At 47.1% G+C, this 23,318-nt stretch carries 20 protein-coding genes and 1 pseudogene; 16 read left to right on the top strand and 5 right to left on the bottom strand.

What is annotated here, in order from left to right; genetic code table 11:
• Nucleotides 1-11: 11 nt before the first annotated feature.
• The 4 genes from A6049_RS02620 to A6049_RS02605 all read right to left on the bottom strand — a co-directional run bounded on the left by A6049_RS02620 (nucleotide 12) and on the right by A6049_RS02605 (nucleotide 2,215).
• On the bottom strand, nucleotides 12-290 hold the full coding sequence (locus A6049_RS02620; protein WP_024630486.1) for a YxcD family protein: 279 nt from the start codon (nucleotides 288-290) through the stop codon (nucleotides 12-14).
• Between the two features lie 5 nt (nucleotides 291-295).
• Nucleotides 296-799, bottom strand: coding sequence for a hypothetical protein (locus tag A6049_RS02615; protein WP_063563091.1), 504 nt, complete (start codon nucleotides 797-799; stop codon nucleotides 296-298).
• A gap of 99 nt (nucleotides 800-898) precedes the next feature.
• Nucleotides 899-1,465: a PadR family transcriptional regulator gene (locus tag A6049_RS02610; RefSeq protein WP_063563090.1), complete on the bottom strand. Its 567-nt coding sequence runs from the start codon at nucleotides 1,463-1,465 to the stop codon at nucleotides 899-901.
• 186 nt (nucleotides 1,466-1,651) lie between these two features.
• Entirely contained in the window at nucleotides 1,652-2,215 is a 564-nt protein-coding gene (locus tag A6049_RS02605; RefSeq protein ID WP_063563089.1) for a beta-class carbonic anhydrase, read from the bottom strand.
• Nucleotides 2,216-2,440: 225 nt separating this feature from the next.
• Between A6049_RS02605 and A6049_RS02600 the strand changes: the two genes are divergently transcribed.
• From A6049_RS02600 to A6049_RS02525, 16 genes and pseudogenes are all read left to right on the top strand, one after another.
• The gene (locus A6049_RS02600) at nucleotides 2,441-3,955 is read left to right on the top strand and encodes a carboxypeptidase M32 (RefSeq protein ID WP_063563088.1); all 1,515 of its coding nucleotides are present in this window, start codon (nucleotides 2,441-2,443) and stop codon (nucleotides 3,953-3,955) included.
• Between the two features lie 146 nt (nucleotides 3,956-4,101).
• Nucleotides 4,102-5,106, top strand: a complete 1,005-nt coding sequence (locus tag A6049_RS02595; protein WP_063563087.1) for an ABC transporter substrate-binding protein — start codon at nucleotides 4,102-4,104, stop codon at nucleotides 5,104-5,106.
• A 30-nt stretch (nucleotides 5,107-5,136) separates the two neighbouring features.
• On the top strand, nucleotides 5,137-5,931 hold the full coding sequence (locus tag A6049_RS02590) for an ABC transporter ATP-binding protein (protein WP_063563086.1): 795 nt from the start codon (nucleotides 5,137-5,139) through the stop codon (nucleotides 5,929-5,931).
• Nucleotides 5,932-5,969: 38 nt separating this feature from the next.
• Nucleotides 5,970-6,761, top strand: a complete 792-nt coding sequence (locus A6049_RS02585; protein ID WP_371121628.1) for an ABC transporter permease — start codon at nucleotides 5,970-5,972, stop codon at nucleotides 6,759-6,761.
• 453 nt (nucleotides 6,762-7,214) lie between these two features.
• Nucleotides 7,215-8,192 carry an aromatic acid exporter family protein gene (locus tag A6049_RS02580; protein WP_063563085.1) on the top strand — a complete coding sequence of 326 codons (978 nt, stop codon included), beginning with the start codon at nucleotides 7,215-7,217 and terminating at the stop codon, nucleotides 8,190-8,192.
• Nucleotides 8,193-8,267: 75 nt separating this feature from the next.
• Nucleotides 8,268-8,828: an outer spore coat protein CotE gene (locus tag A6049_RS02575; protein WP_053780858.1), complete on the top strand. Its 561-nt coding sequence runs from the start codon at nucleotides 8,268-8,270 to the stop codon at nucleotides 8,826-8,828.
• Between the two features lie 112 nt (nucleotides 8,829-8,940).
• On the top strand, nucleotides 8,941-10,191 hold the full coding sequence (locus tag A6049_RS02570) for a putative amidoligase domain-containing protein (protein WP_240321281.1): 1,251 nt from the start codon (nucleotides 8,941-8,943) through the stop codon (nucleotides 10,189-10,191).
• A 198-nt stretch (nucleotides 10,192-10,389) separates the two neighbouring features.
• Nucleotides 10,390-13,194: a DNA mismatch repair protein MutS gene (mutS, locus tag A6049_RS02565; RefSeq protein ID WP_063563084.1), complete on the top strand. Its 2,805-nt coding sequence runs from the start codon at nucleotides 10,390-10,392 to the stop codon at nucleotides 13,192-13,194.
• A 21-nt stretch (nucleotides 13,195-13,215) separates the two neighbouring features.
• Nucleotides 13,216-15,432 carry a DNA mismatch repair endonuclease MutL gene (gene mutL / locus A6049_RS02560; RefSeq protein WP_063563083.1) on the top strand — a complete coding sequence of 739 codons (2,217 nt, stop codon included), beginning with the start codon at nucleotides 13,216-13,218 and terminating at the stop codon, nucleotides 15,430-15,432.
• A gap of 17 nt (nucleotides 15,433-15,449) precedes the next feature.
• Nucleotides 15,450-16,235 carry a class I SAM-dependent methyltransferase gene (locus tag A6049_RS02555; RefSeq protein ID WP_063563082.1) on the top strand — a complete coding sequence of 262 codons (786 nt, stop codon included), beginning with the start codon at nucleotides 15,450-15,452 and terminating at the stop codon, nucleotides 16,233-16,235.
• Nucleotides 16,219-17,166, top strand: coding sequence for a tRNA (adenosine(37)-N6)-dimethylallyltransferase MiaA (gene miaA / locus A6049_RS02550; RefSeq protein WP_371129240.1), 948 nt, complete (start codon nucleotides 16,219-16,221; stop codon nucleotides 17,164-17,166). Before A6049_RS02555 ends, miaA begins: the two co-directional genes overlap by 17 nt.
• A gap of 235 nt (nucleotides 17,167-17,401) precedes the next feature.
• Complete coding sequence (locus tag A6049_RS02545; protein ID WP_063563080.1) at nucleotides 17,402-17,623, top strand: hypothetical protein; 222 nt, start codon at nucleotides 17,402-17,404, stop codon at nucleotides 17,621-17,623.
• A gap of 234 nt (nucleotides 17,624-17,857) precedes the next feature.
• A complete protein-coding gene (hfq, locus tag A6049_RS02540) occupies nucleotides 17,858-18,100 on the top strand; it encodes an RNA chaperone Hfq (RefSeq protein ID WP_017687918.1) in 243 nt (80 codons plus the stop codon).
• Between the two features lie 168 nt (nucleotides 18,101-18,268).
• Entirely contained in the window at nucleotides 18,269-20,926 is a 2,658-nt protein-coding gene (locus A6049_RS02535; RefSeq protein ID WP_063563079.1) for a penicillin-binding protein 1A, read from the top strand.
• A gap of 283 nt (nucleotides 20,927-21,209) precedes the next feature.
• The gene (locus tag A6049_RS02530; protein WP_053780865.1) at nucleotides 21,210-21,773 is read left to right on the top strand and encodes a ribonuclease FAU-1 family protein; all 564 of its coding nucleotides are present in this window, start codon (nucleotides 21,210-21,212) and stop codon (nucleotides 21,771-21,773) included.
• A 109-nt stretch (nucleotides 21,774-21,882) separates the two neighbouring features.
• Nucleotides 21,883-22,452, top strand: a pseudogene (locus tag A6049_RS02525) (AAA family ATPase); the annotation flags it as partial.
• Between the two features lie 450 nt (nucleotides 22,453-22,902).
• Here A6049_RS02525 and A6049_RS02515 read toward each other — a convergent pair.
• The gene (locus A6049_RS02515) at nucleotides 22,903-23,289 is read right to left on the bottom strand and encodes a hypothetical protein (protein WP_063563077.1); all 387 of its coding nucleotides are present in this window, start codon (nucleotides 23,287-23,289) and stop codon (nucleotides 22,903-22,905) included.
• Between the last annotated feature and the right edge of the window lie 29 nt (nucleotides 23,290-23,318).

Here is a 23,318-nt window from a genome sequence, read left to right as displayed (position 1 = left end):
TAGTTATTCATTTATTGATTCACAATCGCTGTGATCTCTTCATCCAGATCCAGTCTTACATTCTCACGGTAAGCCCGAATGTCGTATTCACTGTGCAGATAGCGCAGGATCGCTTCAATCATGTTGGATTCGACCAGATACTGACTGCGGCCTTGAATCCAGACTTCTGCGGAATATCCCGTATCTTCTTCCCAGCTCAGTTCCACATTGACATCGGTTGGGCGAACACCCTTGCGTTCAGCCATGTGAATACAGATCGCGTTGACAATTTCATCCATGCTCAGAACCATAGAGATTAGTACCGTCCGTTTCTGTTACGGTCATCATCATCACGATCATTTTTGCGGTCATAACGACCATCTGCTGCTGGTTTACGACGATTCGTAATGGCTCTGAACAGGGCCATCGCGAGCATCACGATCAGCATAATTGCAGCTACGTTTACGAGCAATCCAAGAATGTTACCCAGAGCGCCCATGCCACCGAACAATCCGCCGAACATCATGCCAGCAAGACCACCCAGCATCATACCTTTCATAAATCCACCGCCACCACCGAAGAATCCGCCACGGTTCGTTGTAGCTGCTCCATTGGAGTTATTATTCGTATTAGATTTGCTCACATTGCTGTTGGAATCGGATTTCTTAGGTGTGTTGGTATAGCTTTTTGTTCCCGATTTGAAACCGCCACCACGTCTAGCATCAGCAGAATCCGGATTCGCAACTCCAACTGTTGCAAACAGTAATGTAAAGGCCATGAAAACCATCATGAGATGTTTAATTCCGAATTTTTTCTTCATTGTAAAGATCGTAACCCCCCGATTAATTTGTTTGATTCGCCCAAAAATGGGCCTTACTCAAGTAATACGGTCAACTTACAGGAACGTTTCAAATTTTGTTTATTTTTCTGAAATACTTGGACAAGGGTCCTGAATTGCCGCCTGACCATCGAGTAATTGGGTTACCCAGTTACACCATTCGATGCCCGTTTGTGCGTTCATTAACCCTTTTTGTACCAGAATGTAACTTCCGAATTCCCGACTGCCTACTCGCAGATTATCCTGAGGGATACGGGACTTCAAATCCTCGAAATAACGGATGCGTTCCATGAACCAGTTTTTGCGCTCATTCAGAATGCGTCTCATGCTTCCGTCTTCTGCAATGCCGACACATAAAATGCGCAGATTGAACTCGTCACGCGTAACCGGAGCGGTAACGGGAGTGATCATCCATCCCAGCAGTTTTTCAATACCTTTCTCCGTGACTGCATACATTTTCTTGTCTGGTTTGTCAGACTGTTGCACCCAGCGGGAGGCTAAAAGCTCATCGTTTTCCATTTTGGAGAGGAGCGGATAGATCTGACTGTGCTTAGCCTGCCAATGCGGCTGGATCTTCAGCATTAGATCATAACCTGATGACTCCTCGCGGGTAAGAAGCCCGAGCAATCCGTAGGAAAGTATGTTCATGCACATGTCTCCTTAATATTAGGGCTGGGCCAGCAAAAACAATAAAAATTGCTTTCTTTGACCGCTTTCATAAAAGTGTACACTGAAACTGTATGGTTTGACAACCTGACAGAACAACTGCCTCAATTTAGACAAAAAAAGAGTGCGGACCTCGAGGTCCGCACCCAAAACCATTTAGAGAGATGTCTATTGCCCATACCCATCTGCGACAAGATCAAGTTCACCTGTGTAGGAGTCGATGACCATGCCGTGAACGGGTACAGTAGGTGGAAGCAATGGATGTTTCTTGATCACTTCCACAGTATGTTTTACCCCTTCTTCAACGCTGTCAAACCCGCGTAGCCACTTTTGTAAACGTATGCCGGAGTTCTCCAGTGTGCTCATGACTTCCTCAGATACACCCCGTTCAACCATATGTCCAATCATGGTCTCTGCGTGTAGGGAAGCCATACCGCATTCCGTGTGTCCAACAACCAGTACTTCGTCGGCACCAAGCTCATAGATGGCGACGAGAACACTACGCATAACAGACCCAAAAGGTTGAGAAATGATTGCGCCAGCGTTTTTGATGATTTTCACATCGCCATTCTTCAGGTTCATGGCCTTGGGCAGCATTTCCACCAGACGAGTGTCCATACAAGTGATGATGACCATCTTTTTGGTTGGAAACTTGCCTGCCGTATACTTTTCGTATTCTTTAGTCTCGACAAATGATTTGTTGTAAGCCAGAATCTCTTGAATGTTGTTCATGTCTATTGCCTCCTGTTATCCAATACGATGAGCACGGCCACTTGCATCAAATGCAGCTTGTCCTACGCCCTTTGGTATTTTTATTATACCACGGTCAGCAAATTGCATTATTCCTCGGTTTGGAGGAATAATGCAATTTGCATCTGTTAAAAGTTGATTATACGCATTGCAAAAAGTATCATCAATAGGGAAACCAACATTTTTTTGAAGAGGTGAACGTTAACAATGGAACAACACACACAGGAACAGCTGGAATCCTTCCGTAATCTGGCTCGCAAAATCAAGAGTTATCATGAAGCCATTGGTTTGCTTCACTGGGATCTGCGCACAGGTGCGCCCAAAAAAGGTGTCCCGACACGTTCGGAAACACTGGGAATGCTGTCAACCGAAGCATTCAAACTGCAAACCTCAGCTGAGATGAAATCCTACCTGGATACATTAACAAATCCAGCCGTGATGGAACAGCTGGAAGATATCGACCGTCGTCAGGTGGAAGATTGCCAGAAAGAATATAATCGCAGTCAGTCCGTACCACCAGAAAAAGTACAAGCGTATACCGTACTTACCGCAAAATCAGAAACGGCTTGGGAAGATGCCAAGCATAACAGTGATTTTGCAGGTTTTTCGCCCTACCTCACCGATATTGTGAAGCTCAAACAAGAGTTCATTGACTATTGGGGTGTGAAAGATACTCGTTATGATACCCTTCTGGACATGTATGAACCGGAACTGACTGTAGAAAAGGTGGATGCGGTATTTGCCCGTCTCAAAGCCCGTTTGGTTCCGCTGCAAGAGAAGATCAATGCTTCGGCGAACAAGCCGAACACGGAGTTCTTGAACCAGCTGTTTGACAAGGATCAACAGGAGAAATTCAGTCTGTTTATTCTGGGACAAATGGGTTATGACTTTGAAGCCGGAAGACTCGATGAGAGTGTTCATCCGTTCGCAACGGGCCTGAATCCAGGTGATGTGCGGATCACGACGAATTATTTGCAGGATGACGTGACGAGTGCGGTCTTCAGTTCACTACACGAAGGCGGACACGCTCTGTATGAGCAAAATATTGACGACAGCCTGGCCGGTACCCTTCTTGCCGAAGGAACGTCCATGGGTATCCACGAATCCCAGTCGCGTCTTTGGGAAAATATGATTGGTCGCAGTCTTCCATTCTGGACGCGTTATTATAAAGATTTGCAACAGCACTTCTCTCAATTAAACGAGGTTGAGCTGGAAGACTTTTACCGGGCAATTAACCGGGTTGAAAGCTCTCTGATCCGGATTGAAGCCGATGAGCTGACGTACAATCTGCACATCATCATTCGTTATGAAATTGAGAAAATGCTGTTTAACGAAGGTCTAGAAGTCAAGGACCTGCCGGACACCTGGAATGCAAAATACAAGGAATATCTTGGCATTGTGCCGCCGAATGATGGTATGGGTGTGCTTCAGGATGTTCACTGGTCGGGTGGTGACTTTGGTTACTTTGCTTCTTACTCGCTCGGCAATATGTATGCTGCACAGATTCTACATACATTGCGCAAAGAAATGCCTGAGTTCGATGCCTATATTGCCGAAGGTAACCTGATTCCCATCAAGGAATGGTTGACTGACAAAATTTATCGTTATGGCAAAAGCCGTACACCTTCCGAACTGATTGTGGCCGTAACGGGTGAAGAGTTGAACCCAGACTATTTGGCTGATTATCTGGAAGCGAAATATGCCGAGATTTACAAGCTGTAGACAGCAATAACATCATCATCAAATTCTTGAAGAGCGGGGCATCATTGCCCGGCTCTTCTTTTGCATGCAAGTTCTTAACCTTTTGCTGGGCATCAGCATATCCATAGTAGAGAGAACAGCTGAAACCAGTGAAGGAGGGAAATATCATGAAATACACGCCCTGGTTCATCCGGGCCATCGTCATTTTGCTCATTATCATCGTGGCTCTCACCAGCTGCAATAAAGATAAGGATGAAACCAAAATTACGATTGGTGAGGTCACACGTTCTGTGTTTTACGCACCGGAGTATGTGGCCGTGGCCCAAGGTTTTTTTGAAGAACAGGGGCTTGAAGTGGACATTCAGACGACGGCTGGTGGAGACAAAACGATGGCCGCATTGCTTGCAGGCTCAGTAGATATCGCATTGGTCGGAGCAGAGACGTCTATTTATGTCTATCAACAAGGCGCAGAAGATCCGGTCATTAACTTTGCCCAGCTTACACAGACGGACGGAACGTTTCTGTTTGCCCGCAATCCCGAAGGTGACTTTAATTGGGATCAATTGAAACAGAGTACATTTCTCGGACAAAGAAAAGGCGGCATGCCTCAAATGGCAGGCGAATTCACGCTGAAAAAACATGGCATTGATCCGCAGAATGATCTGGAACTGATTCAAAATGTGGATTTTGCCAACATCGCTTCTGCATTTGCTTCAGGTACGGGGGATTATGTGCAGCTTTTTGAACCTCAGGCGTCCATCTTTGAGAAAGAGGGTCGCGGCAAAGTTGTAGCCTCGTTTGGGAAGGAAAGTGGTCATCTGCCTTATACGGTTTTCATGACCAAACAAAGCTATATTAATGACAACAAGGACATCGTTCAGAAGTTCACTAACGGTTTGCACAAAGCACAAGCTTGGGTGGATTCCCACACCGCTGAAGAGATTGCTGAAGTCATCAAGCCTTATTTCAAAGATATTGATCCAGCCATTCTGGTAAGCAGTGTGAACCGTTACAAGGAACAGGGCACATATGCAACCGATCCAATCATTGATGAGGACGAATGGAATAACTTGCTGGACGTCATGAGTGCTGCGGGAGAACTGAAACAGCGTGTGGATTCTCAAACGATTGTGGATAATTCCTATGCAGAACAAGCAGCATCAGCGAAGTAACCAGGTATTCAGGAAAGGACGTGAGCATGTATGCCTGAATCCGAAACGGTGATCAGACTGGAAGGGATTTCGCAAGTCTATGTCAGCGAGCGTGAAGCATCTCTGGTTATCGAAAATTTGAATCTTCAGGTCGAGCAAGGAGAGTTCGTTAGTCTTGTTGGCCCAAGCGGATGTGGTAAAACGACATTGCTGTCGATCATCGCCGGGCTGCTCACACCAACCGCAGGCGAGGTCAAGGTAAAAGGTAAACGTATCGAAGGTCCGTCCGCCCAGATTGGCTATATGTTGCAACAGGATTATCTGTTTCCATGGCGTACCATTTTGGATAATGTCCTGATCGGACTTGAATTGACAGGTGGGCTCAATGACGAGAGTCGCGAGCGCACACGTGAGCTGCTGGCAGGTATGGGTTTAGCTGGAACCGAAAGCCAGTATCCTTCCGAGTTATCCGGGGGCATGAGGCAACGGGTGGCTTTGTTACGTACACTAGCTACGGATCCGGGAATACTGTTGCTGGATGAACCCTTTTCCGCACTCGATTATCAAACCAAGCTGCAACTGGAGGATCTGGTCTCAGACACACTGAAGAAATCCGGCAAAACTTCGGTGCTTGTCACCCATGATCTGTCCGAAGCTATTGCCGTCAGTGACCGCGTCATTGTGCTTGATCGTAATCCGGGGCGCATTCGGAAGGAGTTTATCATTCCCGAAGATCTGCGGAACGCACAGCCTTTTCACGCGAGGGAGCAGCCAGGGTTCAATGAGCTGTTTCAGGCGTTATGGAGTGAATTGGATCAGTCCGGAGGAGGTGAGAAGAACGGGTGAATCAGACGAACCAGAAGCAGGAAATGCGTGATGATTGGATGAGACAGCTGCACCAAAGTCATATTCAGCAGGTTGCCAGATGGCGACATAAAGTGCTGGCGGTGCAGCTGTCCATGTTGGTGTTTATGTTTTTGCTGTGGGAACTGGCGGGAAGGCTGCGCTGGATTGATGTGCTTTTGTTCAGTTATCCCAGCAAAATTTTCAATCAGATCTGGAAGGACATCGTCAGTGGAGAACTATGGGCGCATGTTGGGGTAACCGTAGGGGAAACGGCAGTCGGCTTTTTGCTGGGGACACTCGTCGGAACACTGCTTGCGGTTCTGATCTGGTGGTCTCCTTTTTTGTCCAAAGTGCTTGATCCTTATATGGTTGTGTTCAACAGCATGCCCAAAGTAGCGCTGGGTCCAATCTTTATCGTCATGTTTGGTGCAGGATTTACGGCCATTGTCATGACGACTTTGTCAATCACGGTCATTATTACTACACTTGTCGTGTATAACAGTTTTAATGAAGTAGATCAGAACTATATTAAGGTTATCCGTACGTTTGGTGGTGATCGCTCCGAGATTTTCAGCAAAGTCGTATTACCCGCTTCCTTTCCTGCCATTGTTTCTACCTTAAAAGTAAATGTGGGCATGGCCTGGGTCGGTGTAATCGTGGGTGAATTTCTGGTCGCCAAGCAGGGATTGGGCTATCTGATCATCTACGGATTTCAAGTGTTTAACTTTACCCTTGTTTTATCGAGCCTGTTGATTATTGCGGCTGTAGCTACAGCGATGTACCAGCTCGTTGTATATGTAGAACGCAAGCTGCTGGCAGGACGCAGGTAATTCTACAAAACATGCGTGTGCAAAATAGAATGCTTCATGATATGTATACAATTTCACAAGAGGTGTCACGTTGCCCGAACCCGAAAAATCAAGTACCATACTAATACGAATATTCCGCGCAGTCCGGAATGAATGCGACGATTGGAGAAGAGGGCCTAGAGGCTTCTGTCGCATCAATCAAATTGCCAGCGTCCCTCATCCGGGGCGCGTTATTGAGACCGACATGCATATGCATGTCGGTTGATGCCGTTTATGACTGTAGCAGCTAATTCCGAAATGCGGTTCTTCCTGAATGATTCTTTTGATTAGATAAGAAATGGTTTTTGGCAGGATGTGTAATACTAGGGATATGATATATGACGATACACGCTGTCAGGCATTGGACAAGCGCTCACTTGGATAGGTATGGCTCGCTGGCTTTGACATTTTTGCAGCTTAGAGGAGAGGGAGTTAATGGGTTTTAGGGTAATTAAAACCGCAATAGCCGCGCTGATGGCCGTGCTGATTGCGGACTGGTGCGGCTTGCCCGGACCAACATCGGCGGGCTTGTTAGCCATACTCGGCGTTGATGTGACACGGAAAAGAAGTATTCGCACCATATCTGCGAGATTTTTCGCTTCCGTAGTGGGGCTTTTATTTGCAAGTGTACTTTTTCACTTTCTTGGCTTCCATTATTGGGTGCTGGCGTTCTACATACTAATTGCATTTCCGGTTATCGTTCGGGCCGGATTCAAGGAAGGCATTGTGACTGGTTCTGTCGTGGTGTTCCGGGTATTTGGCGGCGGTGAAATGGACGTACATGTGGTTTTGGTCCAAATTGGGCTGTTGCTGATTGGTCTCGGTTCCGCGATGGTTGTCAATCTGGCGTATATGCCGGCTGCGGACCCGCAGATGCTGCGTATTCGCAAAAGAATTGATGAGTTATTCTCGGTCATCTTCAAGGAGTTTGCAGCTACGCTACGTAATCCGAATGAAGTGTGGGCAGGGAAAGAACTGATCGAAGCTGACAAAGCTGTACTGGGCGGCATTGAAGCGGCCAAACGTTCATTGGAGAATCAGGTCATCCACCCGAACGAGGGATGGAGTGTTTACTTTTATATGCGTAAAACGCAATTGGATTCCATCCAGCATATGATGCATCTGGTATCCCAGATCTATCAGAAGATGCCGCATGCGGAAATGGTATCGGAGCTGTTCGACCAGCTCAGTCAGGATGTGCTCACTGAATCTTACACCGGACGTACAGAAAAACTTCTCGCAGATGTGCAAGAAGAATTCAAGCGAATGGAGTTGCCGGATACAAGGGAAGAATTCGAGATTCGTTCAGCTATTCTCCAGCTGTGCCGGGAACTCGCGCTGTATCTGAAAATAGCCAAGAAGGACAAAGCTCCGTCTCCGGTATCGGACCGGTCCCAATCTACAAATGAATAATAGAAAATAGTTGTCACCCTAGACGGATGCCCTGCATACACTTGTAAAGAATGATTGTATGGAGGAGGTTTAAAGATGTCATTGAGTCATAAACATCAATGTAGAGAGATCATCACGAAGGCGATCTGCGGGAAAGGTCGTAAGTTCTCTACCGTAACACATACCGTGACTCCGCCACATGGTCCGACCAGTATTTTGGGGGCTTGGATTATCAACCACCAATATGAAGCCGTATCAGCGGGGGACGGAATTGAAGTTATTGGTACTTACGATATCAACATTTGGTATTCCTATGACAAAAATTCACAGACGGATGTAGCCAAAGAAACGGTGTCGTATGTAGAACATGTGCCTTTGTCCTATCTGGACCCGAAACACCGGGCCGCCACTGTAGAGGTATCTGCGGATGCAACGCAGGAACCGAGCTGTGTGGAAGCCACGGTGTCGGCAGGTGGAGGCAGCGTAATTATCCGGGTAGAACGGGAATTCGCTGTTGAACTGGTCGCCGAGACCAAAGTTTGTGTGAAAGTGTGCACGGATGGCTGTGGAGATTACGAAGACAAGGATTATGACTTCGGCAGTGGTGATGGAGATTATGACGATCTCGATCCCGACCTGCTTGACGATGAGCTGTAAGCTCAGCGATCTGGATTCATAAACTTAAGGTATCATATGCGCCGCAAGCGGCAGTGAAGAGGGCGTAAGCCCTCTTTTTTCATTTTGGGCGAGAATTGGGAGGAGGGACAGGATGAATGTGATAGATGAGGCCGAGGAGGCGGTGCGCCGATATGAACGCATGCTCCCTCGTGAACGAGCAGATCGCCTGAAACGATCCGGGATTGAAGTGCTGGCTTCGCACGGCAGGCGTGACCGGGAGTTGGGTCTGCGTGTACGTTACGATGTAGAGATATGCTGTCTTCAAGCGATTCGCATCAAACGTAGGGACACCAGTGGAATGGGTGGAGCGCAAGAAAGTGTGCTGGATCGTGAAGCAGCATCAACGTTATTCAAACGTATTGAACGGCTTGCCACCAAAACATTGTATACGGTTGGACTGGATCACGGCGCTGTAAGACTGGAAGCGTCAGGAAAGAGCGGTTGTTCTGTCATCTCGATTGACCCAAGGCCATGGAAGGGCATGACAGATCTCTCTGCCATGTACCGTGCAGGCTGGAAACAGCTTCAGTCCGAACTGGATGAAGAGCGGCATCGTAATGCAGCCCCCATACTTGGAATGGACCCTGAATTCCTACTTGTGCAAATGCCAGAATCCAAAATCGTGCCCGCCTCCAGATTTCTCGAACGAACAGGCGTAGCCGGCTGTGATTCCGTGACGATCGGTGGACGACGAATATATCCGGTAGCCGAACTGCGACCCGCTCCCAGCTCTGAGCCGCGCGAACTGCTGGCTCATCTGATGAGAGCCTTTGCGGCCGCATCTCGTAGTATTAGTGATCACTCGCTGATCTGGCAGGCAGGGGGAATGCCCCAGCGCGGATTGCCGCTCGGCGGACATATCCATTTCAGTGGCGTTACACTAAACGGGGAACTGCTGCGCGCATTTGACAATTATCTAGCATTGCCGCTTGCCGTTCTTCAGGACCCACGAGGTTCAGGCCGGCGTCCACGTTATGGGGCATTGGGTGATTTTCGGCTGAAATCTTACGGTGGATTTGAATACCGCACGTTACCCAGTTTTCTGGTATCTCCTCTGGTTGCCAAAGGTGTTGTTGCTCTAGCTGGTCTTATCGCGAGAGGTTATCATCAGCTGCGTCAACGTCCTTTGGCGAAGGCTGCTATTCATACTGCTTTTTATGAAGGAAACCGTGAGGTAATGCAGGCGCATATTCCGGCACTGCTGGATGACCTGACGCAAATGGACGGTTATGAGCGTTATGAACGTTACGCCGCTCCATTAATTAGCCAGCTAAGACAGGGTAGAACATGGGACGAGAGTCGGGATATACGTAAACTCTGGAATATTCGAGCAGGTTCATGAAGAGTGGGCACTTTTTTGGTATAATGAGAAATAAGTCGATTTTGATCATCGTTACGGAAGAAATGGAACAGCAACCTGTGAGGGAAGCGGCGGAAGCCGAAACATGAGGCGGTGGCAGAATAAGGTGCCTGACCGCCTTATTGTTCCTTCCGAGACAGCTTCTCTTCCTGACAACATTGGAACGGATGGAGGATACTCATGGCTCAGTATACGCCAATGATTCAACAATATTTGCAAGTGAAGGCCGAAGCGCAGGACGCTTTTCTTTTTTTTAGATTAGGTGATTTCTATGAATTGTTCTTTGAAGATGCGGTTAATGCTTCCCGTGAGCTAGAGATTACATTAACAGCACGCGCAGGAGGGGGAGAAGATAAAATCCCGATGTGCGGTGTGCCTTATCATTCGGCTGACAATTACATACAGCGCTTGATTGAAAAAGGATACAAAGTAGCCATCTGCGAACAGATGGAAGATCCAACGGTAACCAAAGGCATGGTGCGGCGTGAAATTGTACGAGTTATAACACCCGGAACGGTAATGGAAGGCAAGACCTTGGGGGACAAGTCCAATAACTATATGGTTTGCCTGACAGGGAATCAGAACACACTTGCACTGGCTGCCTGTGACTTGTCCACAGGGGAGCTCTACGTGACCTCTGTTCCATACTCACAAGAGTGGCTCAAGGATGAGATCGGAATCTACGAACCTTCTGAACTAGTGGGGGATGCTGCGTTGCTTGATACGGTGGCTACCCAGGCATCTCCAATTGGTCGACCTGTGGTGTATACACCATGGACGAAGAGTAAGGAAGATTTGGTGCGTCAGCAATTCGGAGAAGCGGTATGGGCACGTTTGGAGCCTGAACGTCAAGCCTGCATAGCGCGTCTTTTCTCCTATTTAAGTGAGACACAGAAACGTTCACTTGGACAATTGACACAGGTTTCAACGTATGAGCCGGATCACTTTATGATTCTGGACCCCTTTACTCGGCGTAACCTGGAACTGGTGGAAACGGTACGTGAGCGTTCGAAAAAAGGATCGCTGCTCTGGCTGCTGGACCGCACAGAAACGTCTATGGGTGCCCGCATGCTGCGTCGCTGGGTTGATAAACCCTTGCTGCAAAAAGGAAAAATCAATGAACGTCTGGAAGCGGTAGATACGCTGTATAACCAGTTTATATTGAGGGAAGATCTGCGTGCAGAACTCAAAGACATCTACGATTTGGAACGCCTGGTGGGTCGAATTGCCTTTGGTAATGCTAACGGTCGGGATCTGAATGCACTGAAGCTGTCACTAGACAAAATTCCGGGGCTACGTCAGTATTGTGCAGGCTCGCCTTCCACGACGCTACAGCACATTGCTGGCATTATGGATGATTGCAGTGATCTGCGAGATGCAATTGGTCAGGCTATCGTTGATGAGCCGCCTGTGTCCGTGCGTGATGGTGGCTTAATTCGTGAAGGATACCACGAGCGGTTGGATGAGCTTCGGGAAGCCTCGGTGAATGGCAAGCAGTGGATTGCTGAACTGGAGGCCAGAGAACGTGAAGCGACTGGCATTCGCTCGCTGAAAATTGGCTACAACAAAGTATTTGGGTACTATATTGAAATTACCAAGTCGAACCTGGCTTCTCTGCCAGAAGGCCGTTACGAGCGGAAACAAACCCTTGCCAATGCTGAGCGTTATATTACACCGGAGCTGAAAGAAAAAGAGACGCTGATTCTGGAAGCTCAGGACAAGATGGTCGATATTGAGTACGGCTTGTTCGCGGAACTGCGCGAACGGCTTAACCAGGAGATCGCCAGGTTGCAAAAACTGGCTGAGCTGGTCGCGGAGATTGACGTGTATCAATCCTTTGCTGTCATCAGTGCAGAGCGCAATTTTGTGCGGCCTACATTGACCGATGGTTACGATCTGGTCGTGGAACAGGGGCGCCATCCGGTAGTTGAAGCAGTAATGCGAGATGGGGCTTTCATTGCCAACAATACTGCTATGCAGAAGGAAGAGGCGCGAATTCTGCTGATTACCGGTCCGAATATGGCGGGGAAAAGTACGTATATGCGGCAGGTGGCGCTGATTTCGATTCTGGCTCAGATAGGCTGTTTCGTGCCGGCAGGACAAGCTGAAGTACCGATTATGGATCGTATTTTCACACGGATTGGTGCGGCAGACGATCTCATAGGTGGACAAAGTACGTTTATGGTGGAGATGGCCGACATTCAGGTCATGACGGATAAAGCAACACCACGCAGTCTGATTATTATCGATGAACTGGGTCGGGGAACGTCTACCAGTGAGGGAATGGCGATTGCGCAGTCCGTTATTGAATATGTGCACGATATCATTGGGTGCAAAGCGCTGGTATCAACTCATTTCCATGAGCTTGCTCATCTGGAAGAGAGTTTGGACAAGTTGGCGAATTACTCCATGGCCGTTCAGGAGAGCAGGGACAAGGTCAATTTCCTGCGTAAATTGATTGCCGGGGCTGCCAGCAGCAGCTACGGGATCTATTGTGCACGGCTTGCCGGACTGCCGGACAGTATCATTGAGCGGGCGAATGGCTTGCTGCACGGTTTCGAGCATGCGGCGGCTCAAGTTGCGGTTGGCAGCGAATTTGCCGGGAATGACAAGCAGCAATCGGGTGATCATGCTCGAGTCGGTGCAGAGTTCCAGTCCACAGATCATTCATCGTTGATTCGGGAGCAGGAATCTACAGAACCTGTCGAACTCACTGCTGCGACTGAAGCTCCAGTACAGAAACAACAGGACAAAAAACAAAATGGCAAGCAGCAGGCAGTCTCCAAACATGCTGATGTGGTTCAATTGTCCATTTTTGGAGATGAAGAGCCAAGTGTAACTCCGAAAACGGAGGTAGTTGCCCTTGACAAGCCTGCTCGGGAGTTTATACGTAATATGAAGGATATTGATGTAATGAACATGACACCGCTTCAGGCGATGCAAATACTGAATGATCTCAAATTGAAGGCACAGCAATTATCCTGAGTATAGGGGAGGGGAAAACCTGTGGCGAAAATTCATGTGCTTGATGAACATATTGCCAACCAGATTGCAGCAGGTGAGGTGGTCGAACGGCCTGCTTCAGTCGTTAAGGAGCTGCTCGAAAACTCGGTGGATGCAGGCGCCTCCAAGATTGATGTTACGGTGGAAGAGGGCGGATTGCTTCGTATTCGGGTCAAAGACAATGGTTCCGGTATCGAGCCGGAAGATATGGAAAAGGCCTTCTATCGTCATGCAACTAGTAAAATAGTTCATGGCCGCGATTTGTTCCAGATCACAAGTCTTGGATTCCGGGGAGAGGCCTTGGCGAGTATTGCCGCTGTCTCCAAAGTGGAGGTGTTATCGGCCAGCGGGAATGATGGGCGAGGAAGACGAATCGTGATTGAGGGAGGCAAACTTCTCTCACATGAGGATGAAACCTCACCCCAAGGCACGGACTTTGAGGTGAAAGAACTATTTTTCAATACGCCGGCCAGGCTTAAATATATGAAAACGATCCAGACCGAGCTGGGACATATCTCGGATGTTCTCTATCGTATGGCAATGTCTCATCCTAACATCTCGTTCACGCTGCGTCATAATGAAAATACACTGCTTCAGACGCTGGGCAATGGGGATCTGCTGCAAGTGGTTGCAGCAATCTATGGTACAAATGCCGCCAAAGCAATGCTCCCCATTCAGGGAGAGAGTCTGGACTATCGAGTGAGCGGGCTGATCAGTTTGCCGGAATGGACTCGTGCCAATCGTGGTGGCATGTCGACCATTGTGAATGGACGCTTTATTCGGAATTACGGGCTCAACCAGGCTATTCTGAAGGCGTATCATACGTTGCTGCCCATTAATCGGTTCCCACTTGTCGTGGTGCAATTGGAAATGCATCCATCCCTGGTCGATGTGAACGTGCATCCGGCGAAGCTGGAGGTTCGTTTCAGCAAGGAAGCGGAGCTGTATGAGTTTGTGGAAACGACACTGCGTGGAATTTTGCGGAAGGAAGTGCTCATTCCACAGGTAACCAAGCAGCAAATCAGACGTGGAGATAACAGTTCCTTTATCCAGGAACAGTTCCTGTTCCCGAGAGGTCCTCTAAAGGAGGAAACGGAATCCGCAGGGTATGGGCAACAGGGTCCATTGGGGAAATATGCTGGACTCACTAAAATGACTTCAGAGGACGATGATCTGGATGCCCCAGCTGATGTGGCTCCGGCTGATGTGCAATCAGAGCCTGATGGTAACGGTGAGGGTCAGACGCTGCCGTTGCCTGAAGCTCCACCCGAGATACCACCATCCTATGATCCATTTGGGATGTTGAGCGGGGACTCAGGATCTAATGTTTTGAAGAATTATAGTGATGACGAAAATTCCCATAGCGATTCAGCTTCTGCTGTGAGTGGAAGTACCGGTGCTGCTACAGATCGTGCTGCGCAAGATGCCTTACCTTCAACTGAAGATAAGGGGCTATCGACTTCACAGGCTCCGACTTCTGCGTATCGTTCCAATTCGATGAATTCTCCGGTTAGAGAAGGGCGTTCATCTTATAATCCATCTGCGGTGGCTGCAAAAGGAGAGCGGAGCTGGAAAGCTCCAAGTTTACCTGACCCGGCAAGGCTGGCATCTGCCGTTAAATCGGATGTTTCTATGCCTGCGTTTCCTGAACTAAGCCTGATTGGGCAGCACCACGGGACGTACTTGATTGCACAAAATCAAGATGGTCTATATCTGATTGATCAGCATGCAGCCCATGAACGGGTGAATTATGAGTATTATTACGAGCAGTTTGGCAATCCGGCTCAGGCTTCGCAGGAGTTGCTGCTGCCCATTACACTGGAGTTCACACCATCCGAGACGGAAAAGCTCAAAACAAGACTGGCTTGGTTCGAGCAGGCGGGTGTCTATTTGGAACATTTCGGTGGGCAGACCTTCCGGGTGCGTTCCCACCCGTTCTGGTTCCCCAAGGGGGATGAGAAAGACATTATTGAAGAGATGTCTGAATGGGTGCTGAGTGAACGTAGTATTGATGTTGCCAAGATGCGAGAAGCGGCGTCGATCATGTGCTCTTGCAAGGCATCCATCAAAGCCAATCAGAAATTGACGGATCAGGAGGCGGAAGTGTTGATTCAGCGTCTTGGTTCTTGCCGTCAACCGTATACTTGTCCACACGGGAGACCGATTGTGGTGTCATTTTCAACCTATGATCTGGAGAAATTGTTTAAACGGGTCATGTAGCTATTTAGGAGGAAATTATGTATATTACAACCGGTGAAAAGGAAGCAGGCCACCTTGTGGAACGTGCACGAAATCTTGCGGAAACAACGGGAGGAACATATGTACCACGCAAAAGGATGTCTTTACCTGCAATGATTGCACATTATGAGATTGATGAGATTATAGTTGTGCTTCAGGGTAAAGTTCGTTTGTTTCGTCCGGATTCACCGCTGCTTGAGTTTCACCCCAGTATGGGATTTGTTCGGGCCAAACGTGTGTTAAAAGGAGAAGCTGATCCGATGCTGGACGCGGGGGCAATCCTTGAAGGGGATACCGTTATCGATTGTACAGCAGGATTGGGCACCGATGCACTGGTATTCTCGGTTGCTGTAGGCAAAAGTGGTCGGGTCATCGCCTGTGAAAGTTCCCTGCCGCTGTACACGTTATTAGTAGAAGGCATGTCTCAGTACGAGAGTATTAAGCCTGCGGTAAACGAAGCTTTCCGGCGCATTGAGCTGCGGCATGCGAATCATCTCGATTTGCTGCGTTCCTTGCCAGACCGAAGCTGTGACACGGTATATTTCGATCCCATGTTCCGTGAACCAATGCTTGATTCAAGCGCCATTCAGCCTTTGCGAGATTATGCGAATCCAAATGCACTGGATGAACAGAGCATTATTGAAGCGAAAAGAGTTGCTCGCAAGCGGGTAGTTATGAAAGAGAAGCGCGGCAGCGCGGAGTTCACAAGACTCGGTTTTGAAGTACATGACCGGGGCAATGCAAAAACACTGTACGGAGTGATTAATGTTGAAAGCGGAAGTTAAACCGAAGCTGCTTGTGCTGGTTGGACCAACAGCGGTAGGCAAAACAAGAATGAGTATTGAGCTTGCACAGGCGTTCAATTGTGAGATTGTTTCGGGGGATTCCATGCAGGTATATCGCGAAATGGATATCGGGACGGCCAAAATTACTCGCGATGAAATGAAGGGTGTGCCTCATCACCTCATCGACATCCATGAACCGGAATACCCCTATTCCGTGGCGGAATTTCAGGAGAGCTGCACACGTCTGATTGGGGAAATCCATGAGCGCGGCAAGTTGCCTTTTATTGTTGGTGGCACCGGTCTGTATGTAGAATCGGTATGTTACGGCTTTCAATTCTCGGACAGCGGCTCAGATGAAGCGTTCCGGGATGAACAGTTCCGTTATGCAGAGCAACATGGCCCGCAGGCGTTACATGATAAGCTGAGGGTCATTGATCCGGTTAGCGCAGAACGACTGCATCCGAATGACCAGCGCCGAATTGTTCGTGCACTGGAGATCTATCACCTTACAGGTGAGAAGTTGTCCGAGCAGCTGGCTTCCCAGAAGAAAGAGTCTCCATATGACCTGCTTATTGTGGGTTTGACAATGGATCGTCAGAAACTGTATGCCCGAGTGGAAGAGCGAATTGATCTTATGATCGAGCAGGGTTTGGTAGATGAGGTCAAGTCTTTACTGGAGCGCGGCGTAGCGAGAGGACATATCTCCATGCAGGGGCTCGGTTATAAGGAAATTGCGGCTTATCTTCAGGGTGAAGTAAGCTGGGAGGCTGCGGTAGAGTGGCTGAAAAGGGATACACGTCGTTTTGCCAAGCGGCAATTGTCCTGGTTCCGGCATATGAAAGACATTGAATGGGTGGATATGACGGATACCGAAGATTTTGCAGGGAATTATGCCCATGTATGTGAGATGATCAAACGTAAGTTTGACTGAATATAGAAGGTGGAATTTGCCACCGATTAGGACTTTAGAACCTCTATCTTTTAGAAATAAAAGGTAGAGGTTTTTACTTTTTTTTATATGAAATGATGTTATTAAAAGAGGGAATATTCAGAGTCCTATGCAGATTTAAGCAAAGAAATGCATTGTAAAAAAATAACATAAATATTAAAATGAATTCACATGACAGGCCATTTGATTTTGTTTGTAAGGTGAAGGGGGAGATTTTATGAGTGCAGAACCGAGCGGAGTAGCGAGTTTATATCTCTTTTTCTCAGGATTATTTGGAATTGGTTTCGCCATTGGAGGTCTTGTCGCCTTAATTTGGTTAATTATTGTTCTCATCAATACCAATACATACCTCAAACTCTTAATCCATGATAGAAAGAATCGGAAACATATGACGTTAGCCAGAGAAGAAGGGAAAACATATACAGATCCAGAAAAGTAGAAGGGAAACGTGGAAAAAGGTAGAATTTGTCCCTCTTTTGCAATTCTGACAAGCGGTGTATAATGGATAAGTCTTCTAGTTGCAAGCGAAGCTCAGGCATAGGTGCAAAATAGAAGGCAAGGGGTTTTTGTGGATTATATGAATCCGTTCATGATATAATAGCACGAAAGCTACTCAGCGATATTGAATATTACTTATAACACGAATTCAAATGAACCAATGGGGGTACGGCTAATGAACAAGTCCATCAACATCCAAGATACGTTCTTGAACCAACTGCGGAAAGAAAACATTCCAGCTACGGTCTATCTGACCAATGGCTTTCAAATCCGCGGAACGATCAAGGCATTTGACAATTTTACGATCGTCATTGACAGCGACGGACGCCAGCAAATGGTCTACAAGCACGCCATCTCCACGTTCACGCCGCAACGCAGCGTATCGCTGATGCAGCAAGATAATAGCGGCGAAGCTTAAAAAATTACGAAACCTTTTTATCAACCATTTCGTCTACATGTATAGGAATCGAAACAGAGCAACCTGAATAAGGGTTGTTCTTTTCATTCCGGGCAAAATAAGCTCAATAGGAGCTTGAGCCAGTAGACGAATAGAAATTATGCAACTGAAAGGGAGTCAGGAGGTAACATGCCAAACGATCCGTTGTCGAGGTCTAACAATCGCAACAGCAATAACAAGTCAACCAAAAAAGCGAAGCCAAAGACCTCTAAAAAGAAAAAAATTACGGGTAAACGCGTTGGATGGACACTGTTTTTCACCATGGCAATCGCCATATTCTGTGCACTGGGTGGATATTTATTTATTATGGTGAGTGGGGAAAATCTGCTCAAAGCCAACAAGGACAAAACAACAATCAATGAAACTTCAAAAGTATATGATCGTAACGGACAGTTAATGGGCGAGTTGTCCATTCAAAAGCTGGAGCCGGTCAATGAAGAAGATATTCCGGATTTAGTAAAGGAAGCTTTTGTTGCTACGGAGGACAAACGATTCTACGAGCATCAGGGCGTGGATATCTGGTCCATCGGACGGGCAGCGGTTAAAGACGTCATGGCCCGCTCCATGGTGGAGGGTGGCAGTACGCTGACTCAGCAGCTTGCGAAAAATATGTTCTTGTCCCGTGACAAGACCTTCTTCCGTAAAGCGACAGAGGTTTCCATTGCAATGGCATTGGAGCGCAAGTACTCAAAAGACGAAATTCTGACGATGTATCTGAACCGGATTTTCTTTGGTCATCAGCGTTATGGAATTAAGGCTGCGTCCGAATTTTATTTTGGCGTATCTGACCTTAACAAATTAGAAATCTGGCAAATTGCCACATTGGCAGCGATGCCTAAAGGGCCTTCTGCCTATAACCCGCTGAGCAATCCCAACGATTCCAAGGCACGTCGTGCTGTGGTATTGCAGCTGATGTATGAGCAAGGTTACATCACCAAGGCGGAAATGGATGAAGCCAAAGAAGTAGATTATGACTATACACCGCCTGAGAAAGATCAAAAGTATCAAGCCTTTATCGACTATGTTCTTCGTGAAGCGGAAAAAGTGACTGGTAAAACGGAGGATGATCTGAATATCGGCGGGTACAAAATTTACACGACGATGGATGCTCAGGCTCAAACAGCCATGGAAAGTGCTTTCTCGGATGACAGTTTGTTTGAGTCAAGTAAAGACGATCAGCCAGTTCAAGGTTCCATGGTAATTATGAACCATGAAAATGGCAGTCTCGTCGCCTTGATGGGCGGACGGGATTATCAAACAAAAGGCTACAGCCGGGTAACCCAGAGCCGCAGACAGCCTGGATCGGCATTTAAACCGATTGTGACTTATGCACCGGCTCTTGAATCAGGTAATTACAATGCAAACTCAGCTCTCAGTAATGAAAAGCAATGCTTCGGGAATTACTGTCCGGGTAACTTGCATGGTTATTCTTCAACCATTAGTATGACGGATGCCATTACAAAATCGGAGAATATCCCGGCAGTATGGCTCCTAAACAAAATTGGTGTGAATACAGGTGTTCAGTTTGCAAAAAGCGTAGGTATCCAACTTACGGATGAAGACAAAAACCTGGCGATTGCGCTGGGGGGGCTTAGCAAAGGTACGAATACGCTGGAAATGGCGCAAGCCTATAGTGCATTCGCCAATCTGGGTGAGTACCAGCAGGCGTATTCCATTAAGGAAATTAAGGATAGCGCGGGAAAAACGACCTATAAACACGATAAATCGGAAACGACACGTGTTATGAGTGAGCAAAATGCTTATTCCCTGACTAAGATGCTGCAAAATGTCGTGAATGACGGTACAGGTCGTTCAGCACGTCTGGATCGACCAGTTGCCGGTAAGACGGGAACCGTTCAAAGTGGTATCTCCGGCAACAGTGCCAACCGTGATGTTTGGTTCGTCGGATACACGCCAGAATGGACTGCTGCAGTATGGATGGGTTACGACAATCCTGATGCAACCCATATGCTTAAGAATAGCAGTAAGCTATCAGCGGCGTTCTTTGCCAAAGTTATGGGGGATGCGTTAAAAGGAGTTCCTGTGAAGGACTTCAAAGCTCCAGCAGGAGCCCAGACACCTCCACCGGAGAAAGAACCAGAGAAACCAACACTTTCAGTGAGTGGTTTGAATGGTGCGTATGATTCATCTACGCAAACTGTATCGTTAAATTGGACTGCAACAGGAGATTCCTCGACACAGTATCGGATTTACAGAAAAGAGACATCTGAGGGACAGTTCACCCATCTATTAGATGCGGTTGGTTCGACCAGTGCGCAGGATCTAGGTGCACTCCCGGGTCTCACCTACGAATACTATGTGACAGCTGTTGATTCAGCTACGGGACTGGAGACTGATCCGTCCAACATCATATCGCTGATGATTGAAACGGAGGAATTGGAACCGGAACAGCCAGATACGGGCACGGAGCCAGGGACGGAACCGGGCACAGAACAGCCTGGAACAGAAAATCCAGACAACGGTTCGCCGGGGAATGGAAGTTCTGAGGGTAACAATGGCAACGGAAATGAAAATGGCAACAATGGTAACGGCAATAATGGAAACAACGGAAACAACGGCGGGACAGGTCAAGGGAACGGACAGACCGGAGAAGGAAACACACCGCCTGGACAGGGAACAACAGAACCTGGAGGTACGGGTGAGGGTTCCAATGATGGATCTGTGTCGACACCGGGCGAAGTGGTCACGCCACCAGATAGTGGAAACAACGGCAACAATGGAGAAACGAATGCACCGACAGATTCTCAAACTGGAACTGGCGGTTAACAAGAATAAGGCGCATTAAATCATTACAACCTAAAACCTGCTCCCTCATATTGGGGAAGCAGGTTTTTTGGTTTGTATAACCATTGGAGTGGAACCATAACTCTCTAATAGATGGGGCAAAGCTTGATTTTGAGTGTATAACTTAAATATGGTAAGCTGTAACTATTCGTAATACGTTGTGCAAAGCGGATTCAGGCACTTGTGGAATCGGTAATGCGGACGTTATTCGCTGTTCACCAATATCAGCAGGTCACGGACCTGTGGTCGGCAAAGAGGGGTTCGTATGAAACGGAAATTCGGGGACCGCGCGAACTGGCGCCGGATTACGAACCGACAATTTACATGCCGGTTCGTTCAATCCAAAATTTTTACGGGTTACATTACGTTGTATACGATACAAGATTTGAAAGAGCCTTTGTGGAAAACCTATGGAGGAAGTACATTTTGCATTGCGGATAAAGGTTATTCCTGGTTGCAGTATTATCCGAAGGGCGAGCATTTTGTGGTTACGGCCATGTTTGACGATCAGGAGCGAATTGTTGAATGGTACATTGACACATGCCGCAGCCAGGGCATAACCGATCAGGGTGTTCCGTGGTTTGATGATCTGTATCTGGATGTCGTTGTCCTGAAGGATGGAGAAATATTTTTGCTGGACGAGGATGAACTTGAAGATGCTCTTTCACGTAAGCACATTACGACGGGGGATTATGATCTGGCTAACCGGACAGCCAAGGAATTGTTGCATGCCATTGATGCTCATGTGTTTCCTTATTTCCAACTGTCTTTGAAGCATAGACAATCCTTGTTTGAGAATGGGGAGTTCAGAAAAAATATTCAGATTTAAGTCATGGAAAATTCGCAGAATTCTTCGCCATCCTTCTAATATTAGAGCACCTGATAGAATACATTAATAATCAGGAGAGTTCAGCCCGATAAAATAGAGGTGATGGCGAATGAACGGACGGGTCATGGCTGCAGGAGGGCAACCGGGAGGCAGACCATCCAGACAAATTAATGTTGTTTTGCGTAACCAGGAACCTCAGATTCTGGTCAAAGAAGAAGAGACGGCAATACAAGCGGCAAAAGGTTTAGCCAAACATGCGCATTTTCAGGAGATTCAAGGTGAATTGGAGCAGCTGGTTGGACTCGAAAATATCAAGGATTTAGTATTTGAAATCTATGCTTTCTTACAGATTGCCCAAATGCGTACCGAAGCTGGACTGATAAGTGGGGCGCACGTGTATCATATGATTTTCAAAGGCAATCCGGGAACCGGAAAAACAACGGTAGCACGAATCGTTGCGAAGCTGTTTCAGAAGATGGGTGTATTGAGTAAGGGTCATTTGATTGAAGTGGAACGTGCAGACTTGGTCGGGGAATACATCGGGCATACAGCACAAAAAACGAGGGATTTGGTCAAAAAGGCATTGGGTGGAATCTTATTTATTGATGAGGCGTACAGTCTGGCTCGCGGGGGCGAGAAGGATTTTGGGAAGGAAGCTATCGACACACTTGTGAAGACGAAGATAACAGTTTTTATGTATATGATACCATCTCGTTCGACAAGCCGAAGTGGGGAGGTGAAACCTTTACCCACAAATGGGAGAGTATTGAGCACCTATATCCTCAGATGCTGAAAATGTACAATGAAGACTTACTTAGTTTTGAGCAAATTGCAGAAGCTACTGAGACTGACTGGTGGACGATTAAGCAAATGTTTAAGGCTAAATGTGCAGTGCTGCTAACTACCAAAGAAAGAGGCATTAAAAGGCGATCTCGTGACTTTGAGAAGGTGTACAATCTTCACTATGTTGATGGACTAGCTTTTGCTAAGATCTACAAGCAATATGGTTTAAGCCCAACTTACTGTAAACAAGTGCTCTCAGAAAACATACACAAGCTTAAAAAATGAAAAAAATACCCCTCAAGAGGAATTACTTAGCCTCAAGAGGGGTATAGTTATATTTAATTCTTTATTTAATCTGATCTGATCGTTTTAATGCTGCATCGATAATAATCTCAATAAGTTGTCTCTCAGAATCCGTTGGTACGACTGCGTTTTTTGCAAGCAAATCATCAATAATTCTAAGTGAAATTGCCCTTTTATCAACATTGTCATCCATTTGCTCATCTACATATTTAACAACCAACTCAGCAATATCTATTGCAAAGGTTGCTTTATTCTTGTTCAATCCTCTGACATTCATCACATCTAAAACAAGTCGAGTCACAAGTAGCATTTGTTGCATTCCTTCAGTTGTATCCTTGTTAATCCATCCTTTTTTCTTCGCATAAGGGATGACAAATAATCCTCCTGCAACAGCAACAAGGATGATAGCAATAATATATATATTATCCATTTAAACTAGTCTCCTTTTATGTATGATTA

Origin of the sequence: Paenibacillus sp. O199, assembly GCF_001636635.1 — a bacterium.
Lineage (GTDB): Bacteria > Bacillota > Bacilli > Paenibacillales > Paenibacillaceae > Paenibacillus > Paenibacillus marchantiae.
Note: the sequence above shows the minus strand (reverse complement) of the source record. Positions and strands in the feature narration are given on the sequence as shown.

What these genes read in the sequence shown, in the direction of transcription:
- A6049_RS02620 (WP_024630486.1), bottom strand. Translation starts at nt 290, where the DNA reads ATGGTTCTGAGCATGGATGAAATTGTCAACGCGATCTGTATTCACATG.
- A6049_RS02615 (WP_063563091.1), bottom strand. Translation starts at nt 799, where the DNA reads ATGAAGAAAAAATTCGGAATTAAACATCTCATGATGGTTTTCATGGCC.
- A6049_RS02610 (WP_063563090.1), bottom strand. Translation starts at nt 1,465, where the DNA reads ATGAACATACTTTCCTACGGATTGCTCGGGCTTCTTACCCGCGAGGAG.
- A6049_RS02605 (WP_063563089.1), bottom strand. Translation starts at nt 2,215, where the DNA reads ATGAACAACATTCAAGAGATTCTGGCTTACAACAAATCATTTGTCGAG.
- A6049_RS02600 (WP_063563088.1), top strand. Translation starts at nt 2,441, where the DNA reads ATGGAACAACACACACAGGAACAGCTGGAATCCTTCCGTAATCTGGCT.
- A6049_RS02595 (WP_063563087.1), top strand. Translation starts at nt 4,102, where the DNA reads ATGAAATACACGCCCTGGTTCATCCGGGCCATCGTCATTTTGCTCATT.
- A6049_RS02590 (WP_063563086.1), top strand. Translation starts at nt 5,137, where the DNA reads ATGCCTGAATCCGAAACGGTGATCAGACTGGAAGGGATTTCGCAAGTC.
- A6049_RS02585 (WP_371121628.1), top strand. Translation starts at nt 5,970, where the DNA reads ATGAGACAGCTGCACCAAAGTCATATTCAGCAGGTTGCCAGATGGCGA.
- A6049_RS02580 (WP_063563085.1), top strand. Translation starts at nt 7,215, where the DNA reads ATGGGTTTTAGGGTAATTAAAACCGCAATAGCCGCGCTGATGGCCGTG.
- A6049_RS02575 (WP_053780858.1), top strand. Translation starts at nt 8,268, where the DNA reads ATGTCATTGAGTCATAAACATCAATGTAGAGAGATCATCACGAAGGCG.
- A6049_RS02570 (WP_240321281.1), top strand. Translation starts at nt 8,941, where the DNA reads ATGAATGTGATAGATGAGGCCGAGGAGGCGGTGCGCCGATATGAACGC.
- mutS (WP_063563084.1), top strand. Translation starts at nt 10,390, where the DNA reads ATGGCTCAGTATACGCCAATGATTCAACAATATTTGCAAGTGAAGGCC.
- A6049_RS02555 (WP_063563082.1), top strand. Translation starts at nt 15,450, where the DNA reads ATGTATATTACAACCGGTGAAAAGGAAGCAGGCCACCTTGTGGAACGT.
- A6049_RS02545 (WP_063563080.1), top strand. Translation starts at nt 17,402, where the DNA reads ATGAGTGCAGAACCGAGCGGAGTAGCGAGTTTATATCTCTTTTTCTCA.
- hfq (WP_017687918.1), top strand. Translation starts at nt 17,858, where the DNA reads ATGAACAAGTCCATCAACATCCAAGATACGTTCTTGAACCAACTGCGG.
- A6049_RS02535 (WP_063563079.1), top strand. Translation starts at nt 18,269, where the DNA reads ATGCCAAACGATCCGTTGTCGAGGTCTAACAATCGCAACAGCAATAAC.
- A6049_RS02530 (WP_053780865.1), top strand. Translation starts at nt 21,210, where the DNA reads ATGAAACGGAAATTCGGGGACCGCGCGAACTGGCGCCGGATTACGAAC.
- A6049_RS02515 (WP_063563077.1), bottom strand. Translation starts at nt 23,289, where the DNA reads ATGGATAATATATATATTATTGCTATCATCCTTGTTGCTGTTGCAGGA.